At 46.7% G+C, this 20,095-nt stretch carries 16 protein-coding genes and 3 pseudogenes; 12 read left to right on the plus strand and 7 right to left on the minus strand.

Annotation, left to right across the window (positions count from 1 at the left end):
* The first annotated feature begins 178 nt into the window (after window positions 1-178).
* The 3 genes from USH94_RS21855 to USH94_RS21865 are packed head-to-tail and all read left to right on the plus strand — an operon-like array spanning window position 179 to window position 3,523.
* Window positions 179-1,414 (plus strand): radical SAM protein, encoded by a 1,236-nt coding sequence (locus tag USH94_RS21855; protein WP_111965051.1) that lies wholly within the window; start codon window positions 179-181, stop codon window positions 1,412-1,414.
* A gap of 52 nt (window positions 1,415-1,466) precedes the next feature.
* Window positions 1,467-2,306: a sulfurtransferase gene (locus tag USH94_RS21860; protein ID WP_049000165.1), complete on the plus strand. Its 840-nt coding sequence runs from the start codon at window positions 1,467-1,469 to the stop codon at window positions 2,304-2,306.
* Window positions 2,306-3,523: an MFS transporter gene (locus USH94_RS21865; protein WP_258525048.1), complete on the plus strand. Its 1,218-nt coding sequence runs from the start codon at window positions 2,306-2,308 to the stop codon at window positions 3,521-3,523. The genes USH94_RS21860 and USH94_RS21865 overlap by 1 nt, the downstream gene beginning before the upstream one ends.
* Before the next feature lie 192 nt (window positions 3,524-3,715).
* Here USH94_RS21865 and USH94_RS21870 read toward each other — a convergent pair whose 3' ends face one another.
* On the minus strand, window positions 3,716-4,993 hold the full coding sequence (locus tag USH94_RS21870) for a DUF2254 domain-containing protein (RefSeq protein WP_111965052.1): 1,278 nt from the start codon (window positions 4,991-4,993) through the stop codon (window positions 3,716-3,718).
* A gap of 66 nt (window positions 4,994-5,059) precedes the next feature.
* On the minus strand, window positions 5,060-7,063 hold the full coding sequence (locus tag USH94_RS21875; RefSeq protein ID WP_320731334.1) for a choline BCCT transporter BetT: 2,004 nt from the start codon (window positions 7,061-7,063) through the stop codon (window positions 5,060-5,062).
* 260 nt (window positions 7,064-7,323) lie between these two features.
* On the opposite strand from USH94_RS21875, the gene USH94_RS21880 reads away from it, so the two are divergent.
* On the plus strand, window positions 7,324-7,653 hold the full coding sequence (locus tag USH94_RS21880) for a hypothetical protein (protein ID WP_111965053.1): 330 nt from the start codon (window positions 7,324-7,326) through the stop codon (window positions 7,651-7,653).
* A 17-nt stretch (window positions 7,654-7,670) separates the two neighbouring features.
* On the opposite strand, the gene USH94_RS21885 is transcribed toward USH94_RS21880, so the two are convergent.
* From USH94_RS21885 to cybB, 3 genes are all read right to left on the minus strand, one after another.
* On the minus strand, window positions 7,671-7,826 hold the full coding sequence (locus USH94_RS21885) for a DUF4225 domain-containing protein (protein ID WP_320731335.1): 156 nt from the start codon (window positions 7,824-7,826) through the stop codon (window positions 7,671-7,673).
* 1,877 nt (window positions 7,827-9,703) lie between these two features.
* Entirely contained in the window at window positions 9,704-10,555 is an 852-nt protein-coding gene (hchA, locus tag USH94_RS21890) for a glyoxalase III HchA (protein ID WP_064786185.1), read from the minus strand.
* A gap of 487 nt (window positions 10,556-11,042) precedes the next feature.
* A complete protein-coding gene (gene cybB / locus USH94_RS21895) occupies window positions 11,043-11,591 on the minus strand; it encodes a cytochrome b561 (RefSeq protein ID WP_111965061.1) in 549 nt (182 codons plus the stop codon).
* A gap of 160 nt (window positions 11,592-11,751) precedes the next feature.
* Between cybB and USH94_RS21900 the strand changes: the two genes are divergently transcribed.
* From USH94_RS21900 to USH94_RS21920, 5 genes are read left to right on the plus strand one after another with little or no spacing between them, the layout of a single operon-like run.
* On the plus strand, window positions 11,752-12,399 hold the full coding sequence (locus USH94_RS21900; protein WP_111965062.1) for a thermostable hemolysin: 648 nt from the start codon (window positions 11,752-11,754) through the stop codon (window positions 12,397-12,399).
* Entirely contained in the window at window positions 12,389-13,831 is a 1,443-nt protein-coding gene (locus USH94_RS21905) for an AMP-binding protein (protein ID WP_111965054.1), read from the plus strand. The genes USH94_RS21900 and USH94_RS21905 overlap by 11 nt, the downstream gene beginning before the upstream one ends.
* Window positions 13,828-14,493, plus strand: a complete 666-nt coding sequence (locus tag USH94_RS21910) for a TenA family transcriptional regulator (RefSeq protein WP_111965055.1) — start codon at window positions 13,828-13,830, stop codon at window positions 14,491-14,493. Before USH94_RS21905 ends, USH94_RS21910 begins: the two co-directional genes overlap by 4 nt.
* Complete coding sequence (locus USH94_RS21915) at window positions 14,480-15,286, plus strand: SDR family oxidoreductase (protein ID WP_111965056.1); 807 nt, start codon at window positions 14,480-14,482, stop codon at window positions 15,284-15,286. Before USH94_RS21910 ends, USH94_RS21915 begins: the two co-directional genes overlap by 14 nt.
* The gene (locus tag USH94_RS21920) at window positions 15,283-15,903 is read left to right on the plus strand and encodes a tetratricopeptide repeat protein (protein WP_111965057.1); all 621 of its coding nucleotides are present in this window, start codon (window positions 15,283-15,285) and stop codon (window positions 15,901-15,903) included. Before USH94_RS21915 ends, USH94_RS21920 begins: the two co-directional genes overlap by 4 nt.
* Before the next feature lie 57 nt (window positions 15,904-15,960).
* Here the strand turns inward: USH94_RS21920 and USH94_RS21925 are convergent.
* Window positions 15,961-16,243, minus strand: a pseudogene (locus USH94_RS21925) (transposase); the annotation flags it as partial.
* A 138-nt stretch (window positions 16,244-16,381) separates the two neighbouring features.
* On the opposite strand from USH94_RS21925, the gene USH94_RS21930 reads away from it, so the two are divergent.
* The 3 genes and pseudogenes from USH94_RS21930 to USH94_RS21940 all read left to right on the plus strand — a co-directional run.
* A complete protein-coding gene (locus USH94_RS21930) occupies window positions 16,382-16,792 on the plus strand; it encodes an ASCH domain-containing protein (RefSeq protein WP_111965058.1) in 411 nt (136 codons plus the stop codon).
* A 21-nt stretch (window positions 16,793-16,813) separates the two neighbouring features.
* Window positions 16,814-16,936, plus strand: a pseudogene (locus USH94_RS21935) (type II toxin-antitoxin system RelB/DinJ family antitoxin); the annotation flags it as partial.
* 12 nt (window positions 16,937-16,948) lie between these two features.
* Window positions 16,949-17,135, plus strand: a pseudogene (locus USH94_RS21940) (type II toxin-antitoxin system RelE family toxin); the annotation flags it as partial.
* 207 nt (window positions 17,136-17,342) lie between these two features.
* Here USH94_RS21940 and USH94_RS21945 read toward each other — a convergent pair.
* Window positions 17,343-18,890, minus strand: coding sequence for a methyl-accepting chemotaxis protein (locus USH94_RS21945; protein ID WP_032640074.1), 1,548 nt, complete (start codon window positions 18,888-18,890; stop codon window positions 17,343-17,345).
* Between the last annotated feature and the right edge of the window lie 1,205 nt (window positions 18,891-20,095).

The following is a 20,095-nucleotide window of genomic DNA, read 5'->3' on the forward strand; positions in this document are numbered from 1 at the left end:
ATATTAATTGGATGCTATCTGTGGAATTTTATGTTGCTTTTTGTTATTTTTTAAGAGCAATAGACTTTACAGAGAGGATTTAATTTTATTTAAAAGCCATTACCGTTTAAATAATTGACATGCCGCATATCTCTTATATAAATCTGCATGCGAAAAAAACAACAATGGGGCTATGTCAATGCAGGAAAATATGGATATATCGTACGATTATCATGGGGACATTGATTTTCGTGTTCCCTTTACATCAATCAAAAACGACGAAATACACTTCTACCTCGATGTGGACACGTTTGTTGGAAAGGACACCTGTGGTCAGAATTGCAATCATTGCTGGTTTGTTAATTATGAAAAGGTGTTTGCTAAATCCTTTGGGATCCATGAAGGACATGAAATATACCGAAAACTGACGCAACAAAATTTCAATGTCTATCCGCGTTACGTTGACAGCTTTGCCCATAATGGCGAATTCATGGATATTTATGGCCCAGCGCACAACCGTGAATTCCGTGCTGGTGAAAACAAAGATGAAACTGACACCATGATCGCTGGCGATGCCTGGACAAGTGGCAAGCCATTATTGCAGAAAAATTATACTGAACTACTGGATAAGGCGGTAAAAAACGGTTACGGAACAATTTCCATAACATTTCATGGGCTGGTTGACGCTCCTGAAGAACTGCTTTTATATCCACATGCTGATTATCCCATTAAAGGAGTATTCCCGGGGAATAAATGCATCGACGTAATTTCAAGAATACAAGATTACAGCAACAATAATGATAATGCCAACCTCCGAGTGAATATCGGGATCACAGTAGGGACGCACAACCATTCAAAAGATAATTTAATAAAATATTGCCAGTTGTTCAATAAACTCGGCGTGCAAACTGTCCGTTTTAATTGCTTTACCGATCATGGTCGACGTCATCCCCAACTGCAACTTACGCAGGAACAGGTAGCACAGTTTTATCTCAATATTAAGTGGATACACGAAAATGTACCGTTGAATTTCCAATTGGGGGTCAGTGAAGATTTCGGGACTTCCGGCATTAATGTACTGGGACTTCCTTCGCATGTCGGATGGTGTCGGGCCGGACGTCAGCTATTTGCCATCATTCCTGATTCCGGTGAAAGTATGACTATCAATGGGATAGCTCACGAGCGTATTGGTCAGATAGTGGGCTGCGTAAACATTTTTGAACCTACCTTTGGCTACCTGACCCGTTTCAAACATGCTGGTACTGATGAAACTGATTATCAGGTTCACTTTAGTACCGAAGCGATTGAAGCATTCACTCAGGATAGGCTCTCAGGTGTGTATAAAAATGGCTGTTTTGCCGGAGAAATCCTCCAGATGCAAAACTATGATATTCCACTTGTTGATAAACATCGTATTGACATCATAGAAGTGTAATGCGAAACGCCGTTATGAGGCCCATTTGGGCCTCTTCTGAAAAGGTACTATCATGAATGTTCTAGTTTCACCTCAGTGGGTTGCGGATAATCTGACAACAGGTAGCATTATCGTACTGGATGCCACACTGAAAAAAACAGTTAACGCCACGAATGCCACCCCTGGCGGGGTTATTCCTGGTGCGCTATTTTTTGATCTGGACAATGCGTTTTCAGCACCGGGTTCAGCGCTACCTCATACCTTTCCGGCTTTCCCCTTTATGTCGTCACAGCTGGCAGAACTTGGTCTGACCCCTGCGTCAACCGTTGTGGTTTACGATCAGCAAGGGGTCTATTCAGCTCCACGTGTCTGGTGGATGCTAAAAGTGATGGGAATAAAGAATGTGTATTTACTTGATGGGGGGCTACCTGCCTGGGTCGAAGCAGGTTTCATGGTATCCGGTAGCCATGCATTACCGGTGGCAGGACAGAGCCAGCACTTTCAGGGTCAGCCGGAACAAATCGTTCATAAAACCAGCGTACTTCAGAATATAGCCAGCCCTCAGTTTATCGTCGTTGATGCACGACCTGCCGCACGCTTCAATGGGCAACAGGCTGAACCGCGGCCTGGTTTACGATGCGGACACATTCCGGGTTCCGTAAACATTCCCTTTACTGAAGTGCTGACAGATGGAAAATACCTGTCTCCTGCAGCACTGGCTGCTCTTTTTTCCCGGGAAGGGCTAAGCAATCAGAGGGAACTGGTGTTCAGTTGTGGCTCTGGTGTGACGGCTTGCATTGTTCTTCTGGCGGCTTACCTCGCTGGCTTCCCGGATTTAAGGATTTATGATGGCTCCTGGGCTGAATGGGGAGCTGATGAGGAATTACCGGTTGAATCACATCGGATCGGCTGATGACAAAAATAAATATATCAGTTTCGCAAACCGGCCAGAACGCCGTATTACATACCATGCTGGCAGGTACTTTCCTGTCCAGGGCAGGGTATTTTATGACATGGCCCTATTTGTCGGTAGTACTCTACCGACAATTTGGGCTGAGTGCATCATTGATTGGCGTCATCTTTTTTATGACGTCGGCTTCCGGTTTGCTAATTGGGGTGTTCGGTAGTTATTATTCTGACCGATTAGGACGTGAGCGGGCGCTCGTGGCTAGCCTGCTCCTGAGTGTGGTGGGATTTGCAATGATGGCATACTCAAACCATCCGGTGGAGTTTGTTATCGCGATGACCTTTATCGCTACAGGTCGGGCTTGTACAGAATCATTCAGTAAGGCGATGATCGGTGATCATGTCAAGGACATCAGTCAAAGGGAGCGGTTTCAGTATATTCGATATTATATCGTGAATATTGGCACTGCTCTGGGGCCACTGGCAGGTACATTTGCCCTGGCAACACCGAAAGTAAACATATTTATTTTTTCATCTGTGATTTACCTTGTTTATGCCATCATGCTGATGGGTATTATCGGAACCTTTCAGGTTGAAAGGAACAATGAAAGAAAACTAACACTAGGTATAATTTCTTCGCTCCATATTGTTTTCTCACAGAAGTCATTTTCAAAACTTTTAATGTGTTATTTTCTGGTGATGTTTATTTATGTTTCTTTTGACTCCCCGTTGATTCAACTTCTCACACGTCTACACTTTCCTGACCTCACACTCACTATCAGTACCATTTTTATGACAAATGCTGTAACCGTGATTGTCTGTCAGTATCCTGTTTTATTGATTTTGCGGAAATTTAATGCAAAGGGAAAGATCATTCTTGGTATCTTATTTATATCAACGGCTCAACTTTGCTTCATGATGGCATATTTTGACATACTGGCACTCATTGTCATTGCTACATTCATCCTCAGTATAGGTGAATTGATAACGATGCCGGCTTTCAGCGTTGAAGTGGACAGACTGGCTCCTGAGAATCTCAGGGGAACGTCTTTTGGGCTCATTAATCTGACATCTCTGGGAACATCATTGTGCCCGTTATTCTGTGGATTTTTCATTGATGCTGAATGGGGTTATGCCATGTTTCTCTTTCTTTTCTTCACGGGACTAATATCAATATTCCTTTATTGCTCCGTAGCTGAAAGGACATCTGATAGACAGATATGATGCTTATTGTAAAAGGGAAGTTTCGGGTAGGATTATGCGAAACCTAGAGATGACCGTCTGAGTCGCCACGGCTTAAATAGAAATCTTTTTGGTTTGCAGATAGCCTCCGACCTCCGCTTTTGGCACAAGGCAGACGCCCATTCTCAGGCGAATGTGTTGCCCTTGCCAACAACCGAATCGCTTGCTACGCAACTATAGTTTTATATTATAATTTTCGTCATTAAATAAATTATAATAAATTGATTTTATAAGATATCTTTCAGAATCTATATGGTCAGCACGAATTGCATGCTCTAATGTTTCAAATGCCAGGGTATGTGCGGCTTCAGCAAACATCTTAGGCCAACCCCTACTCAGCATAGACAGTCCTTTAAGGATTCTTATGTGAATCTCCTTCATACCGGCACCATCGCGCACTACAGGTGAGAAAAAGTCTTCTAGTAGATCGTTATTCTGAAGTGGTGCCACATGTATTGAAGGATATTTCACTTCGATTTCGTCAGATTTACTCTGCGCGTAAGCAGAAAGTATACGAACGCCTCTGCCTATGACATCAATGGCGGTGCCAGGATCGTTCACTGCGGGGGAAAGGGCCCGGCAGGCTATTTCGGCCATGACGCTAAGACAAAATCGGGGATCCTGAGCAAATGAACGTACATCCGAGACAATAATCGTCTCAAGTAAATCGGTGCTGATTGATGACTCCAGGCCCTTACTCAGGTACAACACTGGCATGGACGGATGTATGAAACTGCCTGGCTGCGCCACAAGATATACATGACGGGGATCATTAGCCAGCAGCTTGCTGAGTCTCTCCATATCAACATATTCAACATAGCCAATCTTCTTCGGATAAACTGCAACTGTCCCTTTTGGCTGTTCATTGCTCTCATGCCATGGGTATCCGCCGAGACAGGGATTTCTGGCTCTCGCAATAAATGTTTCAATGGCCGCCTGTTCTACTTTTGCAGTCGTCTCACCTACCCTTCCCAGAGAGGTCAAATGCTGTATCCAACGAAGCAATGTGATGAGGATGAGGGCAATGACAACCAGTGTGACAATGAATAAAATGACTCTACCCCTTTCTCCGTAGGCTCCCATATTGAGGGCAATAATTCCTACCAGACTGAAGAGAAAGGAACCGATGAAGGTGGCCAGCACATTTTGTGTGGTTACGTCTTCAACAACTAAACGCGTTGCTCTGGGAGTCACATTAGTAGTGGCTGAACCGTAGGCTGTAACCATGATACTCAGTGAAAAAGTGGTCACTGCCAGCATACTTGATGCCAGTATGTTAAGAATGTTATCGACTGCTTCCGCACCAACCTTCACGGAAATCGACTCAGGTATCATTGATTTAAAAAGAATTGATAAAAGGGCCGTTATTATCGCGACAATTGCGAATAACGTTGCCCTGAACCATAGTTTTTTAAATGTTTGCTTCAGAATCCATTGCCAGCGTGAAATCATACTGTATTCTCTCATATTGTGGCCAAGATAAATAAATGCCGCCCTCGAGGGCGGCATTTGATGGTATTAACGAACCAGGTGCAGGAAGTGCAGGTGTTTTTCGTACTGATCCAGTATGTCATTAATCAGCTGTTCCTGATTCCAGCCCATCACATCATAATTTTGACCGCCTTCTTTGAGATAAACCTCTGCGCGATAATATCGATGTTGCTCAGCCTGCTGCTCATCATTATCCATCGCAGCCAGGGCGAAGGTCGGCGAGTTATACCTGCGAAGCCTCACTTCATATATATAATTCAGCTCATTGCCCAGATCGACTTCCAGTCGAATACGATCGTCGGCAGCGTCATCGATGTGGCTAATCGTTCCCTGCTTATTCAGTTCTTCCTGAACCAGCGTCATGGCAGGCTGGATAACGTCGTCCATAAAGCGTTTAACGAGAGAACGCTTAGGAAGATAAGCGATATTACGCAACCTTCTCTGCCATGGAATTGGGTTACGTGCAGCCGTCGGCGCAATAGTAGCCATGCTCAGACTTTCACGCTTGGTCAGGTCACGACGCAGCGCTTTTAACAGACCGTATATTGATATCAGTAAGATCACTGAGAAGGGCAATGCGCTTGCTATCGTTACGGTCTGCAACGCACTCAGCCCCCCTGCGATTAGCAGGGCAATAGCAACAACGCCCATGAGTGATGCCCAGAAAATTCGCTGCCAGACAGGTGTGTTAGCGACGCCGCCTGATGCCAGAGTATCAACAACCATTGCTCCCGAGTCAGCAGACGTTACAAAGAAAACAATAACCATCGCCATTGCAATAAATGACAATACAGACGAGAACGGGAAATGCTCCAGGAAATTAAACAGCGCCAGAGCAACATCCCGTTGGACGGTATTTGCCAGGTCAGTGGCGCCCTGGTTCATGATGAGATAAATGGCGCTGTTTCCAAACACCGTCATCCACATGAGTGTAAAGCCGGCGGGAACAAACAACACGCCAGTCACGAACTCACGAATTGTCCTGCCACGGGAAACACGTGCGATGAACATCCCTACAAACGGCGACCATGAAAGCCACCATCCCCAGTATAATAATGTCCAGCCCCCCAGCCAGTTACTTGACTTCGGTTCATACGCATAAAGGTTGAACGTTTTACTCACCAGTTCCGACAGATAACCACCCGTATTTTCCACAAATGACTTCAGCAGAAGCACAGTGGGACCCAGGCACAGGCACAGGACCAGCGCCAGGAGCAACACCGCCAGGCCCAGATTAAGCTCAGACAGGATGCGTATTCCCTTGTCCAGGCCGGACACCACCGAAATCGTCGCTAACCCCGTGATGACCACGATCAGAATGACCTGTACCGTTTCATTGATGGGTACGCCGAAAAGATGGTTCAAACCAGCATTCACCTGCAATACACCGTAACCCAGCGATGTCGCAACGCCAAAGACAGTGCCTATCACGGCGAAGATATCAACCGCATGGCCTATAGGCCCGTAGATGCGATCACCGATGATGGGATAAAGTGCGGAACGAAGTGTTAACGGTAGCCCGTGACGGTAGCTAAAAAAGGCCAGGATCAACGCCACGATGGCATAGATTGCCCATGCGTGCAGACCCCAGTGGAAGAACGTCAGTCGCATGGCTTCCTTCGCTGCCGCAACAGTCTCTGGGGTGCCGACGGGTGGCGAAAGATAATGCATCACAGGTTCGGCAACGCCAAAGAACATCAGGCCGATCCCCATCCCTGCCGAAAAAAGCATCGCAAACCAGGAGTGATAGCTGAAATCTGGCTGCGCATGGTCCGGACCCAGCTTGATATCTCCGTATCGTGAGAGTCCCAGGAACGTGACGCTCAGCAAAATCAGGGCCACAGCAAGGATGTAGAACCAGCTGGCATTCGTGAAGATTTGTTGCTGCAGTAATTTAAAATTTTTGTCGGCGACATCCGGGAATACGGCGGCAAAGGCGACAAGAAGGAAAATTAACAAAGCAGAGGTAAAGAAAACCGCTTTGTTAATCTGGCTTTTGGACTGCTTTGGGACAGTATCATTTTCACTCATACTTAAACTCATTGCATTATCAAGTGGAAATATAAAAGTACAATGGTAACAAAATGTACGCAAGGTTTCTGACCAAAATTGGGTTTATTTACCCTTTGCATGCGGATGATATTTTTTACTCGATATAAGTGGTTTTTATTCTTGAGGCACAAATTGGAACAGTGTTGTAAAAATAAAAAAAGATGCGTGATATGAAGAGGAATTCTACGCGATTCAGTCTTAAATATAGTGTATTTGTTTAACTGTTAAAGGAGACTTAAATGACAGTAAAAAAGCAGGAACTTATCGCGGCAGGATTTACCAGTAAGGATGTCGAGCGAATCAAACGTTACCAGGCGACGGGGGAATCGCAGGAGAGGGTTCTGAAAAATCTGGCCGGTTATTTCCTGTCAGTAGCCTGGCTTACCGGCGGGATGACAATGACCACCCTGCTCACCGCGATCTTTGGCAGCGCCAGCCATGTTATCTCCTGTGTGGTTGCCGTTATCTTTCTGCTGATTGTGCTGCTCTTAGTGATGCCTGTCATACTTGGCTATAAATCATGGAAGCTGATGAGATCACAGATTAGCGACTCCGGTCATCACGGGTAAGGAATTCCAGTACCACCTTAGCGCTCCCACCATCCCATAACCTTCATCGTCAATTTACCCATAGACATGGTTTCCACCTTGCGGTAATACTCTCCGGGAAGATAACGGAAAAGACGCCAGGCCTCAGCTTTACCGGTCAGCCCAATCATCCCATAAACGCCAGCTGCAAGCATGGATCCCCAAGCCAATATCGCGACTGTCACCCATAAATTCTGCAATGGACATCGCGACGTCCGCCAGGATCCCTTCTGAAGCCGGCTCATTCAGGAGCTGACGTGCAGCTTCCAGTAAGGGAATCCTCAACCAGAACGGTACCGGCAAGCATGCCAACAGGCGTCATGATGGTGATCATGACACCTCCTGAACGCCGGCAAGTACAACCTAAATTCCGGATATCAAATACCCGACTATTTTATTCTGCACTGCTACATATTGAATTTCAGAGTAGATCCGGGCATAGCCAGTTTTCAGTATGCGCGACTGTTCAAGGAAGTACTCATTCTCAGCTCGTAGGTTTTTCAGGTAGCCAGGCATTCTTCATCGTTTAAGCTCGCCTCGCCGCCTCAAACTGTTGCATGACAACCTGTCTTACTTCATCCACGAATTTCAGCCGGGTCAGTGAATCACTGAGATGCATAGCCGCGACCACATTTGCGGTATTAACAAGCTTCTGGGCTTTCAGATTTATCATCATATCAGCCCACTGATGTCGACTTTATCTTGGAAAATGCGCGATATCCATTAAATATTCCTTATCTTTCTTCAGGGCTAGAGTCCATTAACCTGCCTTTCTCAAATATTGCAGTTTTTCAACCTTTTCTACCTGTTCTGGTAGCTGATGAGCCTATAAGACTATGAAAAAATCAAAATGATTTCGCATCTGCAAAGCAGTGTGTGTATCAAAAGCCTGGTATGCTTTGGACGCCTCCTGCCGGAGACGTCCTTTTTTTGGAGCGTGCATATGGCGGCTGAAAAATCCCGGATATTATGTAATCATGAATATCGAAAACATCTGAACAGTTTTCACTTACAACGAATTTGACACATTTGAGGACACTTCTTCCCCTGGGCGGTGTCCTTTTTTTTACTCTTTCAAAGCAAACAGCAGCATGTCCCGGTTAAATTCGATTCCGGTATCATCGTCTTGGTCGAAGATACGCACTACCTGCGACACTATTTCTGATACACGGTCATTAAGGCTCAAAAAATAGTCTGCCAGCCAGAACATCAAATACACGACACATCATATAGCTGGTTTGTATCGTGAATGAGAAATGAAATAAGGTTCATAAATCAGTACGATATATTTTGACTTAACGCAAACTGCCTCTAAACTTCCGGTATAATAACAGCAAGTATGCTTACGGCAGGGAGTGATGTCACCCTGCCGTTTTTTTTAAAAAGTGTCCGTGGCCGATTGAACGCGCAGGAGCTGCTTATACTCGCCGGCAGACACATCAGCTCCGCAGGAGTCCTGTGATAATTAGATTTCTCAAAAGTTCTTCACGCAGGCGGGATGACATAGCCATGCTTAAGCGTCAGGGTCTAACATCGGGACAGGTATTTATCTCGGTTAACATGATCAGAGCTGCCACGCTACCACAAGGATGTCCTTATAGTGAAGATCGCTTACCTTAGAGCTATCAAGGCTATTGCGGGGGAAAGTTTAGGCACATCAATTCCGACACGATAACTGCTAAGCTTGTTTTTCCAGTACAGCATTGCTGCATAATAGTTACAACATACGACAGCCTACAGAAAGGTCTTTCCGGCCCTTCGGGCCGGGCGGCGGCGCTTTTCAGGGGAGAGGTGTGCAGTGTTGTTACCGCTGTGCACGGGGGACGATAAATGGTGAAGAGGGGCTGTTTGTTTCAGAATGGCGCAGGGGTATCAGGTGTTGAGATATTAACTCTTAACGTATGTTGTAACTAATAATTGCCTTTTTATCATGGTGTCCGGTACTCTCTTACTAAAGCAGGAGCCAAAATAAGGATCAGGAGCGAGCCGAATAACCGGGGCAGCCGACTTACGCCCTGCCCCTTCTGAAACATTACTCGGCAAACCGGGCCAGCAACTCGTTTGCGGCCAGCTGGCCAAGTGCATTCGCCGCGAAGGGGCTGTCCCCCGTCAGTACGTTACGATCTTTGTGTACAGTTCCCTTGATGTCGCTATTGACAATATTCATCCCCATTTTCTGCAGGGCCTCACCGAAGTACCAGGTCAGATGCCCCGGCATATATCCCATCGCAGGGGTTTCTTTGTCTGCACTGTCAGGGAAGGCGCACACCGAATAACCACTCAGCGGATTGTCTCCCTGGCGCAAGGACAGAAACGCGGCAGGGCCATGACACAGTGAGATGAGGACACGATCTGCCTGCATGGCCCAGCGCAGGGTGTTCGCCACGTCCTCGCTCCCGGGCAACCCTATCAAGGCGCCATGCCCGCCCGGAATGAAGACCGCGGCATACTCATTGTCTTTCGTCAGCCGGCTGACAACATCAGATAGTTTTTGCGGGATCCTGAATTTCGACAGTGTCTCCCGAAAGAAAGGCATAATAAGTTCATCTTCACGGGGCATCGCCCAGTACTCGAATTTTGCCATCTGCCCCGATAGGGTGGCCACGTCAAAATCGAACCCAGCTGCCCGCAAATGATATAAGGGCAAAAGGGTCTCAACTGGATGGTTTCCCGTAGAAAATAGTGCCCCGGTATCGGTTGGCAGATAGCGTTCATCCGCTGCAATCACGAGTATCTTTTGGCTGCCAGTGTACCGCTTCAGATAATCTGCCCCGCTGAGGTCGGAGACAGGGCTGGTAAACTGACTGAGCGAATACGAGGAGGGAAAAAAGGCATTCTCTTCAGCAGGATCAATTTGTGGCTGTTTACGGGCATCGTCAGTCATGGTTCATCCTCATCCGGAAAAATGAAAGCAACCTGCCGTAGCTATAAGGACATTCCTGTTGTCCGCAGGCGCCTGAGACTGCTAAGCGTAGCAGTCCTGGCAGTACTGATAAGGGTAAATAATCCGCATTCTGCAACCTGTCACCCCAGCGCGTCACATTCTGTCCGGATTCCGGGCAGACGGTTTAACGTAAGCTTACTTCATCTCGGAAGGAGAAATTCGCCCCGGCTATTAACACCTGAAATACGTATGACAGCCATCAATACGAAAGGCCGCACATTCCCCTATGCGATGAAGGAGGGTATATGGCCATCGTGAGGTCGAACTCGCATGCTAAAGAGGTTGCTGATACAGAATAGCTCGTAATTCTGTGCACTACCGAACGTTTCACTGCTTACCGCATCTTCAGCGTACCAGCTAAGAAGAATGCCAGACTGACTGTGGTTTCCTGACCCGACGATAATGCCGTCAACTTTAAATATCATGGTTATCTTTTATTTTTACGCGCCAACGCCGGTAACATTCTTACAAGCGTATTGTCGCGCACAACGTAGTGATGGAATAACGCTGCAAGCGCATGAAGGCCAATAAGAAAATATCCTGCATTGGCGATCAGTTCATGCCATTCCTTCAGACTGTGCTGAGTATTTTTGTTGGCTACCGTGGCTACTGGTAGTGTTATCCCGAAGAATGACCACGTCACCTGCCCATAATAAAGGGAGGCGAGGCCAAGAGACGGGAGGACGAGAAACATCAGGTACAGCAACCCGTGCGTGATTTTTGACGCTACCTTCTGCCAGCGGGGCGGAGGGGGCAGAATATCGGGATCCTGATGGGTGATTTTTAAAAGTACTCTGCCTGCCATAAGCAGCAGGACAGTTACTCCTGCCGTGTAGTGTACGGCAGCCATCGTCGCGCGTGCCGCGCTGCCTTTTGGAGCAAAACCTTTTAACTCCATTGCAGCGTATGCCACCACTATGGCTAAAAAAACCAACCAGTGGCAAATTATCTGACTTCTGGAAAATGTTCTTTTCATTACGAGCACCAACGTGGATGTTTTTATCTTTTTTAAAGATTATTCCTTAAGAATACCTTAATAATGAATCGCCATCAAAAATCACAAAAAATAAATCGCTCTTAAGGTTGCCATAATATTAATGCCTCATATTGATAAGACTCTAATAAGAGGTCTCATCATGCGAATCATGTCACCTTACACACTTAGATGGCTTCACGGCGAAGACGAACATAATGAAATTTCTGCGTTAATTCGTGAAAATTATCATCGGGTTTATCACGCCTCGATCTCCCGTTGCATGCCGTGGCTTATCGGCCTTTACGATGCAAATGGTGAACTTAAGGCTGCCAGCGGGGTACAGGTTGCCTCTCAGGGCCCACTCTATCTCGAAAAGTATCTCGAGGATTCCATCGAGACGACTCTATCGTCACGTATCTCACAGCCCGTTCCTCGCGCCACCATTGTTGAAATCGGCAATTTTGCGGCGTGTGACGGTGCCAGCGCTCGCATAATGTTTGCGGCCCTGTGTCAGGTCCTGACCGAATACCATTTTTCATGGATTGTTTTTACCGGCACAAAAAAAATCCGTAATACCTTCCATCGCCTGAATTTGCATCCAGTCGCCCTGATGCCTGCAGACCCCGCTCGCCTGGGAAAAGCAGCCCATGAGTGGGGTAAATATTACCAGTACGATCCGCAGATTATGGCCGGTGAATTAGCCGGCGGTCACACAGCACTGACCCAGGGCAGTCTGTTGATGACGTTGGTCAGTTCGCTGCCGGAGGCCCCCTGGCTTAATCTATCGGGAGAACATCATGTTTCTTAATGCACTGAAGCAGCAGGCGCTTCGATATCCGGATAAAACGGCGCTGAAGGGCGAGACCAGAACGTGGAGCTGGGGGCAATATTTTGAGGCCGTCACGCATGCTGCCACGCAACTCAGCTCTCTGGGTATCAGCAGGCTGGCGCTTGAACTCGATAACGGCCCGGAATGGGCGATTATCGATCTCGCCTGCCTGTCCGCAGGGATCGTGATTGTGCCTGTCCCGCCTTTTTTCTCAGAAACGCAAAAAGAATGGGTGCGTGCTTCCGCTTCAGTTGATGCCCAGATCGGCGGGGAAACGATGTCCGGATGGCGCAGACACGCCTTTCCTTTTGGTCGACTGCAGATAAGGCCATTACCTGCCCCATCCCCCTTGCCAGTGGGCACGGCCAAGATCACCTATACCTCCGGTACAACGGGCGAACCCAAGGGTGTCTGCCTGAGTCTGAATGGGATCTTCTGGACCGCGCAGACACTGGCTAGCGCGCTAGATCCGATCGCCCTCAAAAGACACCTGGTCAGCCTGCCGCTCAGTATTCTGCTTGAGAATTTGTGCGGTATCTATATCCCCTTACTGTTGGGTGCAGAGACAGTAATACTACCGACCGCGCGGACAGGCTTTGAAGGGTCCAGTCAGTTCAATCCCCAATGCTTTTTACAGGCATTAACGGCATGGGCACCGGAAAGCCTCGTTCTGGTACCTGAAATTTTACGCGTTCTGGTTCATCTACATCAGACGGTTCCGGAGAGTACGCGATCCTTGCGTTTTGTCGCGGTGGGTGGCGGAAAAGTGCCGACGCCAGTAATGGAAGCGGCAGCACTGGCGGGCTTACCCGTTTTTGAAGGATATGGGTTGTCAGAGTGTGGTTCCGTTGTCGCACTGAATCTGCCAGGCGCTTCAAAAAGTAACAGTGTCGGCAGACCTCTGCCCGGCATCCACGTGACCGTCGATCGCTCAGGGCAGTTGAGTGTAATCAGTCCTGCAAATGCCCTAGGGTATTTAGGGGAAGAGTCAACAGGCCCGGGGGCGGATACAGGCGACCTGGCAACGATTGATGAAGACGGGTTTATCCACATAACCGGACGACTGAAAAACGTTCAGATTAACGCATATGGCCGCAACTTTTCCCCGGAATGGCCCGAAGCAGAAGCGATGGCATGTCCAGCCGTGCGCCGTGTGGTGATTTTTGGTGACGGTTTGAGACATAACGTTGCGCTGGTAGATGCTTTTGATGGCCAACAGGAGCAGGCGCGTCAACAACTCATGCAAATTTCCGCGCGCTTACCGGACTATGCCCAGCTCCATCGTTTGCTTTTTACCAGTGAAATATCCTCTCCCGCGATGGTCACGGCTAACGGCCGCCCTAAACGAAACGCCATCTGGCAGTCCCTGAAACACACCATTCTCGCATGCAGTGAGGAGGAAGACCTATGAGCTTTTATCAGGAATTACAAAACCAGACCTCAGCCGAACGTCAACGCTTACTTGCCTCTCCGGCCATTGCGCGCTGTAAGGCGGGCGATATCTCGCGGGAGATGTACATCGCCTTTTTGACGCAGGCGTATTATCACGTCAGCCATACCGTTCCTCTGTTGATGTGTGCCGGCGGCCGGCTTCCTGCATCGCATGAAGCCGTACGCGGCGCAATTGCAGAATACATTGATGAAGAATACGGGCATCAGGAGTGGATACTCAATGATATCCGCGCCTGCGGGGGTAATGCGGAGGCCGTCAGAAACGGCGTACCAGGACTGCCCATCGAAATGATGATCGCTTATCTCTACTACCGTATCGAGCGGGTCAATCCGATGAGTATCTTTGGCATGGTGCTCGTTCTGGAGGGAACCAGTGTATCCATCGCCTCAGCCGTTGCAGCGCAGCTGGAGAATACGCTGACCCTGCCGGAACAGGCGACAACCTACCTTCGTTCTCATGGCGAACTGGATCAGGGGCATCTGCAATTCTTTGCCTCTCTGATGGATTCAGTCACCGACAAAAGAGATCAGGACGCAATCATCCATACAGCGCGTCGCATTTATCATCTCTATGGTCAGATGCTAGATCAGCTGGGAGAAAGCACTCATGAATCTGCTTAACAAAACTGTTCTGCTTACTGGCGCCAGTGGGGGGATCGGTCAGGCGCTGGCAAGAGAACTGGCCCAGAGAGGCGCGAGGTTGTATCTCGTCGGACGCAATGATAAGGCAATGTCTCTGCTGAAGAATACCCTTCAGCATCCGGAGAGGCACAATACCGTGCTGATGCAGAGCTATTCCGACGACGAAATTTCGGGGCTGGCCGGTCGGCTTTCACAGAATGGCGGACTGGATATTCTGATCAACAATGCAGGAAGTAGCCGTTTTGCCCTGTTTGAACAGCAATCCTTTGACGATATCCGCGAACAGATCCGCACCAATATCGAAATCCCGGCCCTGCTGACTCGGGCCTTACTGGAAATAATGAATGCGCCAGGTATCGTGCTGAATATTGGTTCAATTTTTGGGGAAATTGGTCATCCAGCGTGGAGCGTCTATAGCGCGACCAAAGCTGCGACACACCGTTTTTCCGAAGCCCTTGACCGGGAGTTACAGGGAAGCGGTATTACCGTTCTTTATGCTGCGCCGCGTGCAACGGAAACTTCACTGAACAGCATTCATGTTAATGCTCTGAACAAAAAACTCGGGAACAACACTGACTCGCCCGTCCAGGTAGCAACCCAGTTGGTGCGGCTGCTTGAAACGGAACAGAAACGGTATCGTTTTGGCGTAATGGAGCGTCTGTTCGTCAAAATTAATGCCTGGTTTCCCAACGTCGTCGACGGCGCGTTAGGAAAAAAACTGCCTGTCATTCAGGAGTTCGCCCGTAAATCCCTGAAAGGAGAAAACAAATGAGAACCCTGAATGTACTGCTGATTATGTCTGTTTTTCCGACTGCCGCCTTCGCGGAAACGTCATTAGAGAACTTACAACACGACTGGTCTGTGTGCCAATACCAAACGTTGGAAGCAAAAAAAGAAAACTGCTTTAGTTCACTGAGTCAGAAAGCCCATCAAGCAAGCCAGTTAAAAAACAACACTAACGCCCCTCTTTTGATTTGGAGCGCAATAATTGATAGTAGCTGGGCTGGCGCCAAAGGTGGTCTGGGTGCTCTGAGCCTTGTTAAAGAAGCCCGCAATAACCTGGAGAAAGCGATTGAAATTGATCCCAACGCTCTTCAAGGTTCAGCCTGGACAAGCCTGGGTGCTCTTTATTACCAGGTCCCCGGTTGGCCAATCGGTTTTGGGGATAAAGACAAAGCTGATGAGATGTTGAAAAAAGCGCTGGCCATCAACCCTGATGGTATAGACCCAAACTATTTCTACGGTGATTATCTTTTGAAAGAGAAAAAAACAGATGAAGCCAAGCGCTATCTAACAAAAGCGCTAAAAGCACCACCTCGTCCGGGGCGCGAAATCGCTGACAATGGTCGCCGCCATGACATTGAGAGAGACCTGGCAAGCATTCCATAGAAACAATATCGATAAATCTTATACCGTTCAGCCTTCAAGGGCTGGACGGTAGATGCTTCTAAGTTCAGTCGGACAGCTTTGCGAAGTACCCCGCAGATTTTTTTAAGATGTCCCGTTCATCAGCAACCCGCTTCAGCTCTTTCTGAAGACGGCGGATCTCGGCCTGAGCATCTGACTGTTCTTTATTAGTGAAAGAAAACGGAGCGTACTTCTTTCTCAAGGCATAAAGGCTGTGGGTGGTGATATCGAGGCTTATTGTAACGTTGGAAACAGAATAACTACGATCAACAACCTGTTTGACTGCTTAAACTTCAAACTCTTTGGGATAACGCTGAGCGCTTTTTTTTTAGTGTCTGTTAAACCTGTGGAGATTCACGGACCACACCATTTAAAGAAGGCATCATTGATAATGTCGAGACAGTCATGCTAAAAAAATGTATAAATTTTGTTTTTCATCGACGATAAACAAGGGATGTTAATGATTGAGATTGAGGAAATAAAAATAAATTATCCCGGCGCAGATGCCTGGCAAATGGGTGACAGCCCAGAACTCGCTAGTGAGCTTGCGGACCTGATCAAAAAAGGGATTAAAACTGCCTCTTGCGGATCTTTTGCCTCTTTCCAGCAGGTGGAGTCTGCCCCGAAAATTGGGAGTTATAACATTATTCTTGATGGTCAGAATGTTCCTGTCTGCGTTACCAGACTGGTTTCAATGCGGTTGGTACGTTTTTGTGATGTGACTGAGGCGTTCGCCCGCAAGGAAGGTGAAGGCGATTTAAGCCTTGAATACTGGCAGAAAGAGCATAAGAGATTTTTCACCCGCGAAGGTCATTTTTCTGAAGATATGGAATTGATCGCAGAAGAGTTTGAATTGGTTGAGATAGTGTAAGACAAGGTAAACGGACTAACGTTGTATCCCCCTTACGCCACGCTTGAAAAAATGGGTGTAACTTCCCCTGAAGCGCTTCGTCTTAGGCTCGAAAATATTGCTGATAATGAACGCTTGCCCTTCAAAGAGGCATTCCTAAGTGATTAAGATGCTGAGCTTGAGTCACCCAGGATTGCAGCGAAGAATCTCCGTGGTATGTCTGATTGTTACAAGATTAAGCTCTCAGCTTCAGGCTATCGTCTTGTATATCAGGTCATAGACGAGAAAGTTGTCGCCTTCGTGATTTCTTTTGGAAAAAAAAGAACGCTCAGAAGTATATAGCGAAGCGATCAAACAAATTCTCAGAAACAAAGCATGGCGTCTCTGTTTCGCTGTGAAGGAACACTTATGCTTTGCGTTGACACACTGATAAGGGTAAATAATCCGCTTTCTGCAACATTTCTCCCGTACTCCGCCAGATAAGAGGCCCATTCAAAAAAAGTACAGGAAAATACTACCTCTCCATTTGACGACATTAAAAGGCACCATAAATTATGGTGCCAATGGATTTTTAAATAACAAAGTTATCAGTCATCTGCTTCAGAGACCTGGATTGTTCACTGAGCGACTGAGATGCGGCAGCAGACTGCTCAACGAGCGCAGCATTTCCCTGCGTCACACCGTCCATTTGTGTAACAGCGGTACTGATTTGCATAATCCCCTGCATTTGCTCTACTGAGGCCATAGAAAGACTATCCATTGACTGTGCCAGTGAAGCAACATTGGTTGCAGCACGTAAAATTGTCTCTGCTGTCTTAGAGGCTACAGAAACGCCATTATCGACATTATCGACTGCGTTCTCAATTAAGGAGCCGATTTCTTTTGATGCACTAGCGCTTCTCTGCGCAAGATTTCTCACTTCTGTGGCGACAACAGCGAAACCTCTCCCATGCTCACCAGCGCGTGCAGCTTCTACCGCAGCGTTCAATGCAAGTATATTTGTCTGGAAAGCAATCCCTTCAATGACACTCGTAATTTCCTTAATTTTAAGTGCATTTGCCGATATTTTTTGCATCGTTTCGCTCATTTCACCAACAGCAGACTCCCCTTCCCGGGCCAGCTCTTCTGTCTTTCTGGCGGACATAGCCGTATGTTCAGCAATTTCTGTATTGTTGCGAACGGTCATTGTTAACTGCTCCATACTGGCAGCTGTCTGTTGCAAAGCAGCGGCCTGTTCCTCAGTACGGGAAGATAACTCCATATTGCCCTGCTCGATTTCCCCGGCCGCAAGATCGACTGAAGAAGCAGTGATTTTGATTTCAGTGACGAGCGATTTTAATCTCTGTTGCATGTTATCAAGAGCCATAAGCAGCTTGCCTGTTTCGTCCATTCGGTCGATTGTAATAACCGATGTAAGATCACCCGACGCGATGGTATCAGCCGTATTCACTGCATGCTTTAATGGATTGAGAATACTGCGTGATAACAAGGTACCCGCAAGAAGCGCGGTGACAGCGGCTGCGAGCAAGCCAATAACAATCATCATTCGCGTTTTAAAACGCTCATCAGCAAGGCGTGCCTGCCGCTCTGACATGATGCTATATTCATCACGCAGCGCTTCATTAATAACGTCACGGATACGATCCATTTGAGCTTTGCCGGAGTTGTGTTCAAGTCCAGAGATGAATGAATCCATATTGAGCGACCCTTTTGTAACTTCGTTCCTGTTCTGGATTAACGGAAGGGCAAATGAATTTTTCCATTCATCTTCAAGCTGAGAAATTTTTAAAAATTTATTTTGTTGTGATTGATTATCACTTGTGAGTGTTAAGAGCTCACTTACTCCGCGTCTAAACGCCTCATCCCCCTCAGAAAATGGCTGAAGAATATCCTGTTTACCCGTGAGTGCGAATCCACGGATGCCTGTTTCCATATTAATGAGGTTCTCTGTAACTGTGCGCAGATTATCAACAACTTTATAGCTGTGGACATTAAGTTTGCTAACAGCCGTTACCCTGTCGAAGCTCATGTAGAGCAATCCGCAGACAACTGTCATCAATACAACTATCACGCCAAATGCCATGGTAAGCCGGGTGCTGATATTGAGATTTTTGAACATTATTCTTCCTTAATGATTAGCATATGTTCATCTTCAAGAGATGAATGTAATAACGGCTTAATTTTTGTGGTTAATAAGAAAATGCAAATATTTTCCCACAGCAATGCTAATCGGCAGGTGAACCAATTTCTTTAGTGTTTAAGTAAATTAAAAAAAACATCAATTACAGTGTAGCTTTAGATATTTAGCCCAACCCACAAGAATCAGATACAAACACTAAATGCAATTAGATTGTAATATTTTTGAACACCTTTAACTTTTTAGGATTACTCTAATATCATTATCTCATTAACTTGTGTGCTCAACAGAACCTTTTTAGGCTTAAGTAACGATCATTTACCCTTTTTAAAGGTGCAGCTCGATGAAAATCAGATTTATATTTAAAATATGTTTTTTATAACTTTTTTAACTTGCAATTATTTTAAATTCGCCATACGAAAAAAAGCAATTACTCATTTCAAAATATGTCAAAACGAATCAAAATGCAACATTCCTTCAGCCTTGCCTGAGTAAATACACAGTGCAGACCCTTTAATTGTCTGTAAGAAATCCTCATCTACCATCAGCCTCCATCCCATTAAACTTAGCTTCAAGGTTTACATGCCGCAGCCTTACGGCAGATACACTCCTAGATCACTTATGGAAAGGCCTTGTTTGTTCGGTAAATAAGTATCACTCAAATAATGTAACAGCTATTAATGTACTCCACTTCCACGCCAGACATCACTGATGGTTTCCACAGCCTCTTACCTGTACAGCCTCTTAGTATTTATTCACAAGCATCCGAAAGTGATGCTCTCGTTCGACGTTCGCGTGCAGGTGTGCTTCAACACAATGGTTCTGGCTTTTTATGCCTCAATACCCTACGTTGCAGGGAAGCATGGCCCGTCTTCCAGTAGCAGTGCGCCCCGTAATCCTGGGGGCTTCTCCACAGCTAATAAGGTTTTAACTGAATTTTAGCACCCAACAAATTATGAGCCGTTTTAGTATTCAGTTCTGATTCCATCCGGATTAATTTCAATACAATAGCTATCACCTTCAGACGGTTATCGCACCTCTGTATTAATCATTAAAAAATTACATTTTCCGTTATAGAATCAATTATTTAACAAGACAACCTAATAAAACCGCCATCCTTGAAAATATCTTAGCTGAAACGATTTTTTATATTCCAAACCCAACCCAACAAAACACACAATTATATC

Source organism: Enterobacter sp. 148H3 (assembly GCF_034107425.1).
Classification (GTDB): domain Bacteria; phylum Pseudomonadota; class Gammaproteobacteria; order Enterobacterales; family Enterobacteriaceae; genus Enterobacter; species Enterobacter vonholyi.

Excerpts from the sequence above, each read along its gene's own strand:
- USH94_RS21855 (WP_111965051.1), top strand. The coding sequence starts at position 179 with ATGCAGGAAAATATGGATATATCGTACGATTATCATGGGGACATTGAT.
- USH94_RS21860 (WP_049000165.1), top strand. The coding sequence starts at position 1,467 with ATGAATGTTCTAGTTTCACCTCAGTGGGTTGCGGATAATCTGACAACA.
- USH94_RS21865 (WP_258525048.1), top strand. The coding sequence starts at position 2,306 with ATGACAAAAATAAATATATCAGTTTCGCAAACCGGCCAGAACGCCGTA.
- USH94_RS21870 (WP_111965052.1), bottom strand. The coding sequence starts at position 4,993 with ATGATTTCACGCTGGCAATGGATTCTGAAGCAAACATTTAAAAAACTA.
- USH94_RS21875 (WP_320731334.1), bottom strand. The coding sequence starts at position 7,063 with ATGAGTGAAAATGATACTGTCCCAAAGCAGTCCAAAAGCCAGATTAAC.
- USH94_RS21880 (WP_111965053.1), top strand. The coding sequence starts at position 7,324 with ATGACAGTAAAAAAGCAGGAACTTATCGCGGCAGGATTTACCAGTAAG.
- USH94_RS21885 (WP_320731335.1), bottom strand. The coding sequence starts at position 7,826 with ATGCTTGCAGCTGGCGTTTATGGGATGATTGGGCTGACCGGTAAAGCT.
- hchA (WP_064786185.1), bottom strand. The coding sequence starts at position 10,555 with ATGACTGACGATGCCCGTAAACAGCCACAAATTGATCCTGCTGAAGAG.
- cybB (WP_111965061.1), bottom strand. The coding sequence starts at position 11,591 with ATGAAAAGAACATTTTCCAGAAGTCAGATAATTTGCCACTGGTTGGTT.
- USH94_RS21900 (WP_111965062.1), top strand. The coding sequence starts at position 11,752 with ATGCGAATCATGTCACCTTACACACTTAGATGGCTTCACGGCGAAGAC.
- USH94_RS21905 (WP_111965054.1), top strand. The coding sequence starts at position 12,389 with ATGTTTCTTAATGCACTGAAGCAGCAGGCGCTTCGATATCCGGATAAA.
- USH94_RS21910 (WP_111965055.1), top strand. The coding sequence starts at position 13,828 with ATGAGCTTTTATCAGGAATTACAAAACCAGACCTCAGCCGAACGTCAA.
- USH94_RS21915 (WP_111965056.1), top strand. The coding sequence starts at position 14,480 with ATGAATCTGCTTAACAAAACTGTTCTGCTTACTGGCGCCAGTGGGGGG.
- USH94_RS21920 (WP_111965057.1), top strand. The coding sequence starts at position 15,283 with ATGAGAACCCTGAATGTACTGCTGATTATGTCTGTTTTTCCGACTGCC.
- USH94_RS21930 (WP_111965058.1), top strand. The coding sequence starts at position 16,382 with ATGATTGAGATTGAGGAAATAAAAATAAATTATCCCGGCGCAGATGCC.
- USH94_RS21945 (WP_032640074.1), bottom strand. The coding sequence starts at position 18,890 with ATGTTCAAAAATCTCAATATCAGCACCCGGCTTACCATGGCATTTGGC.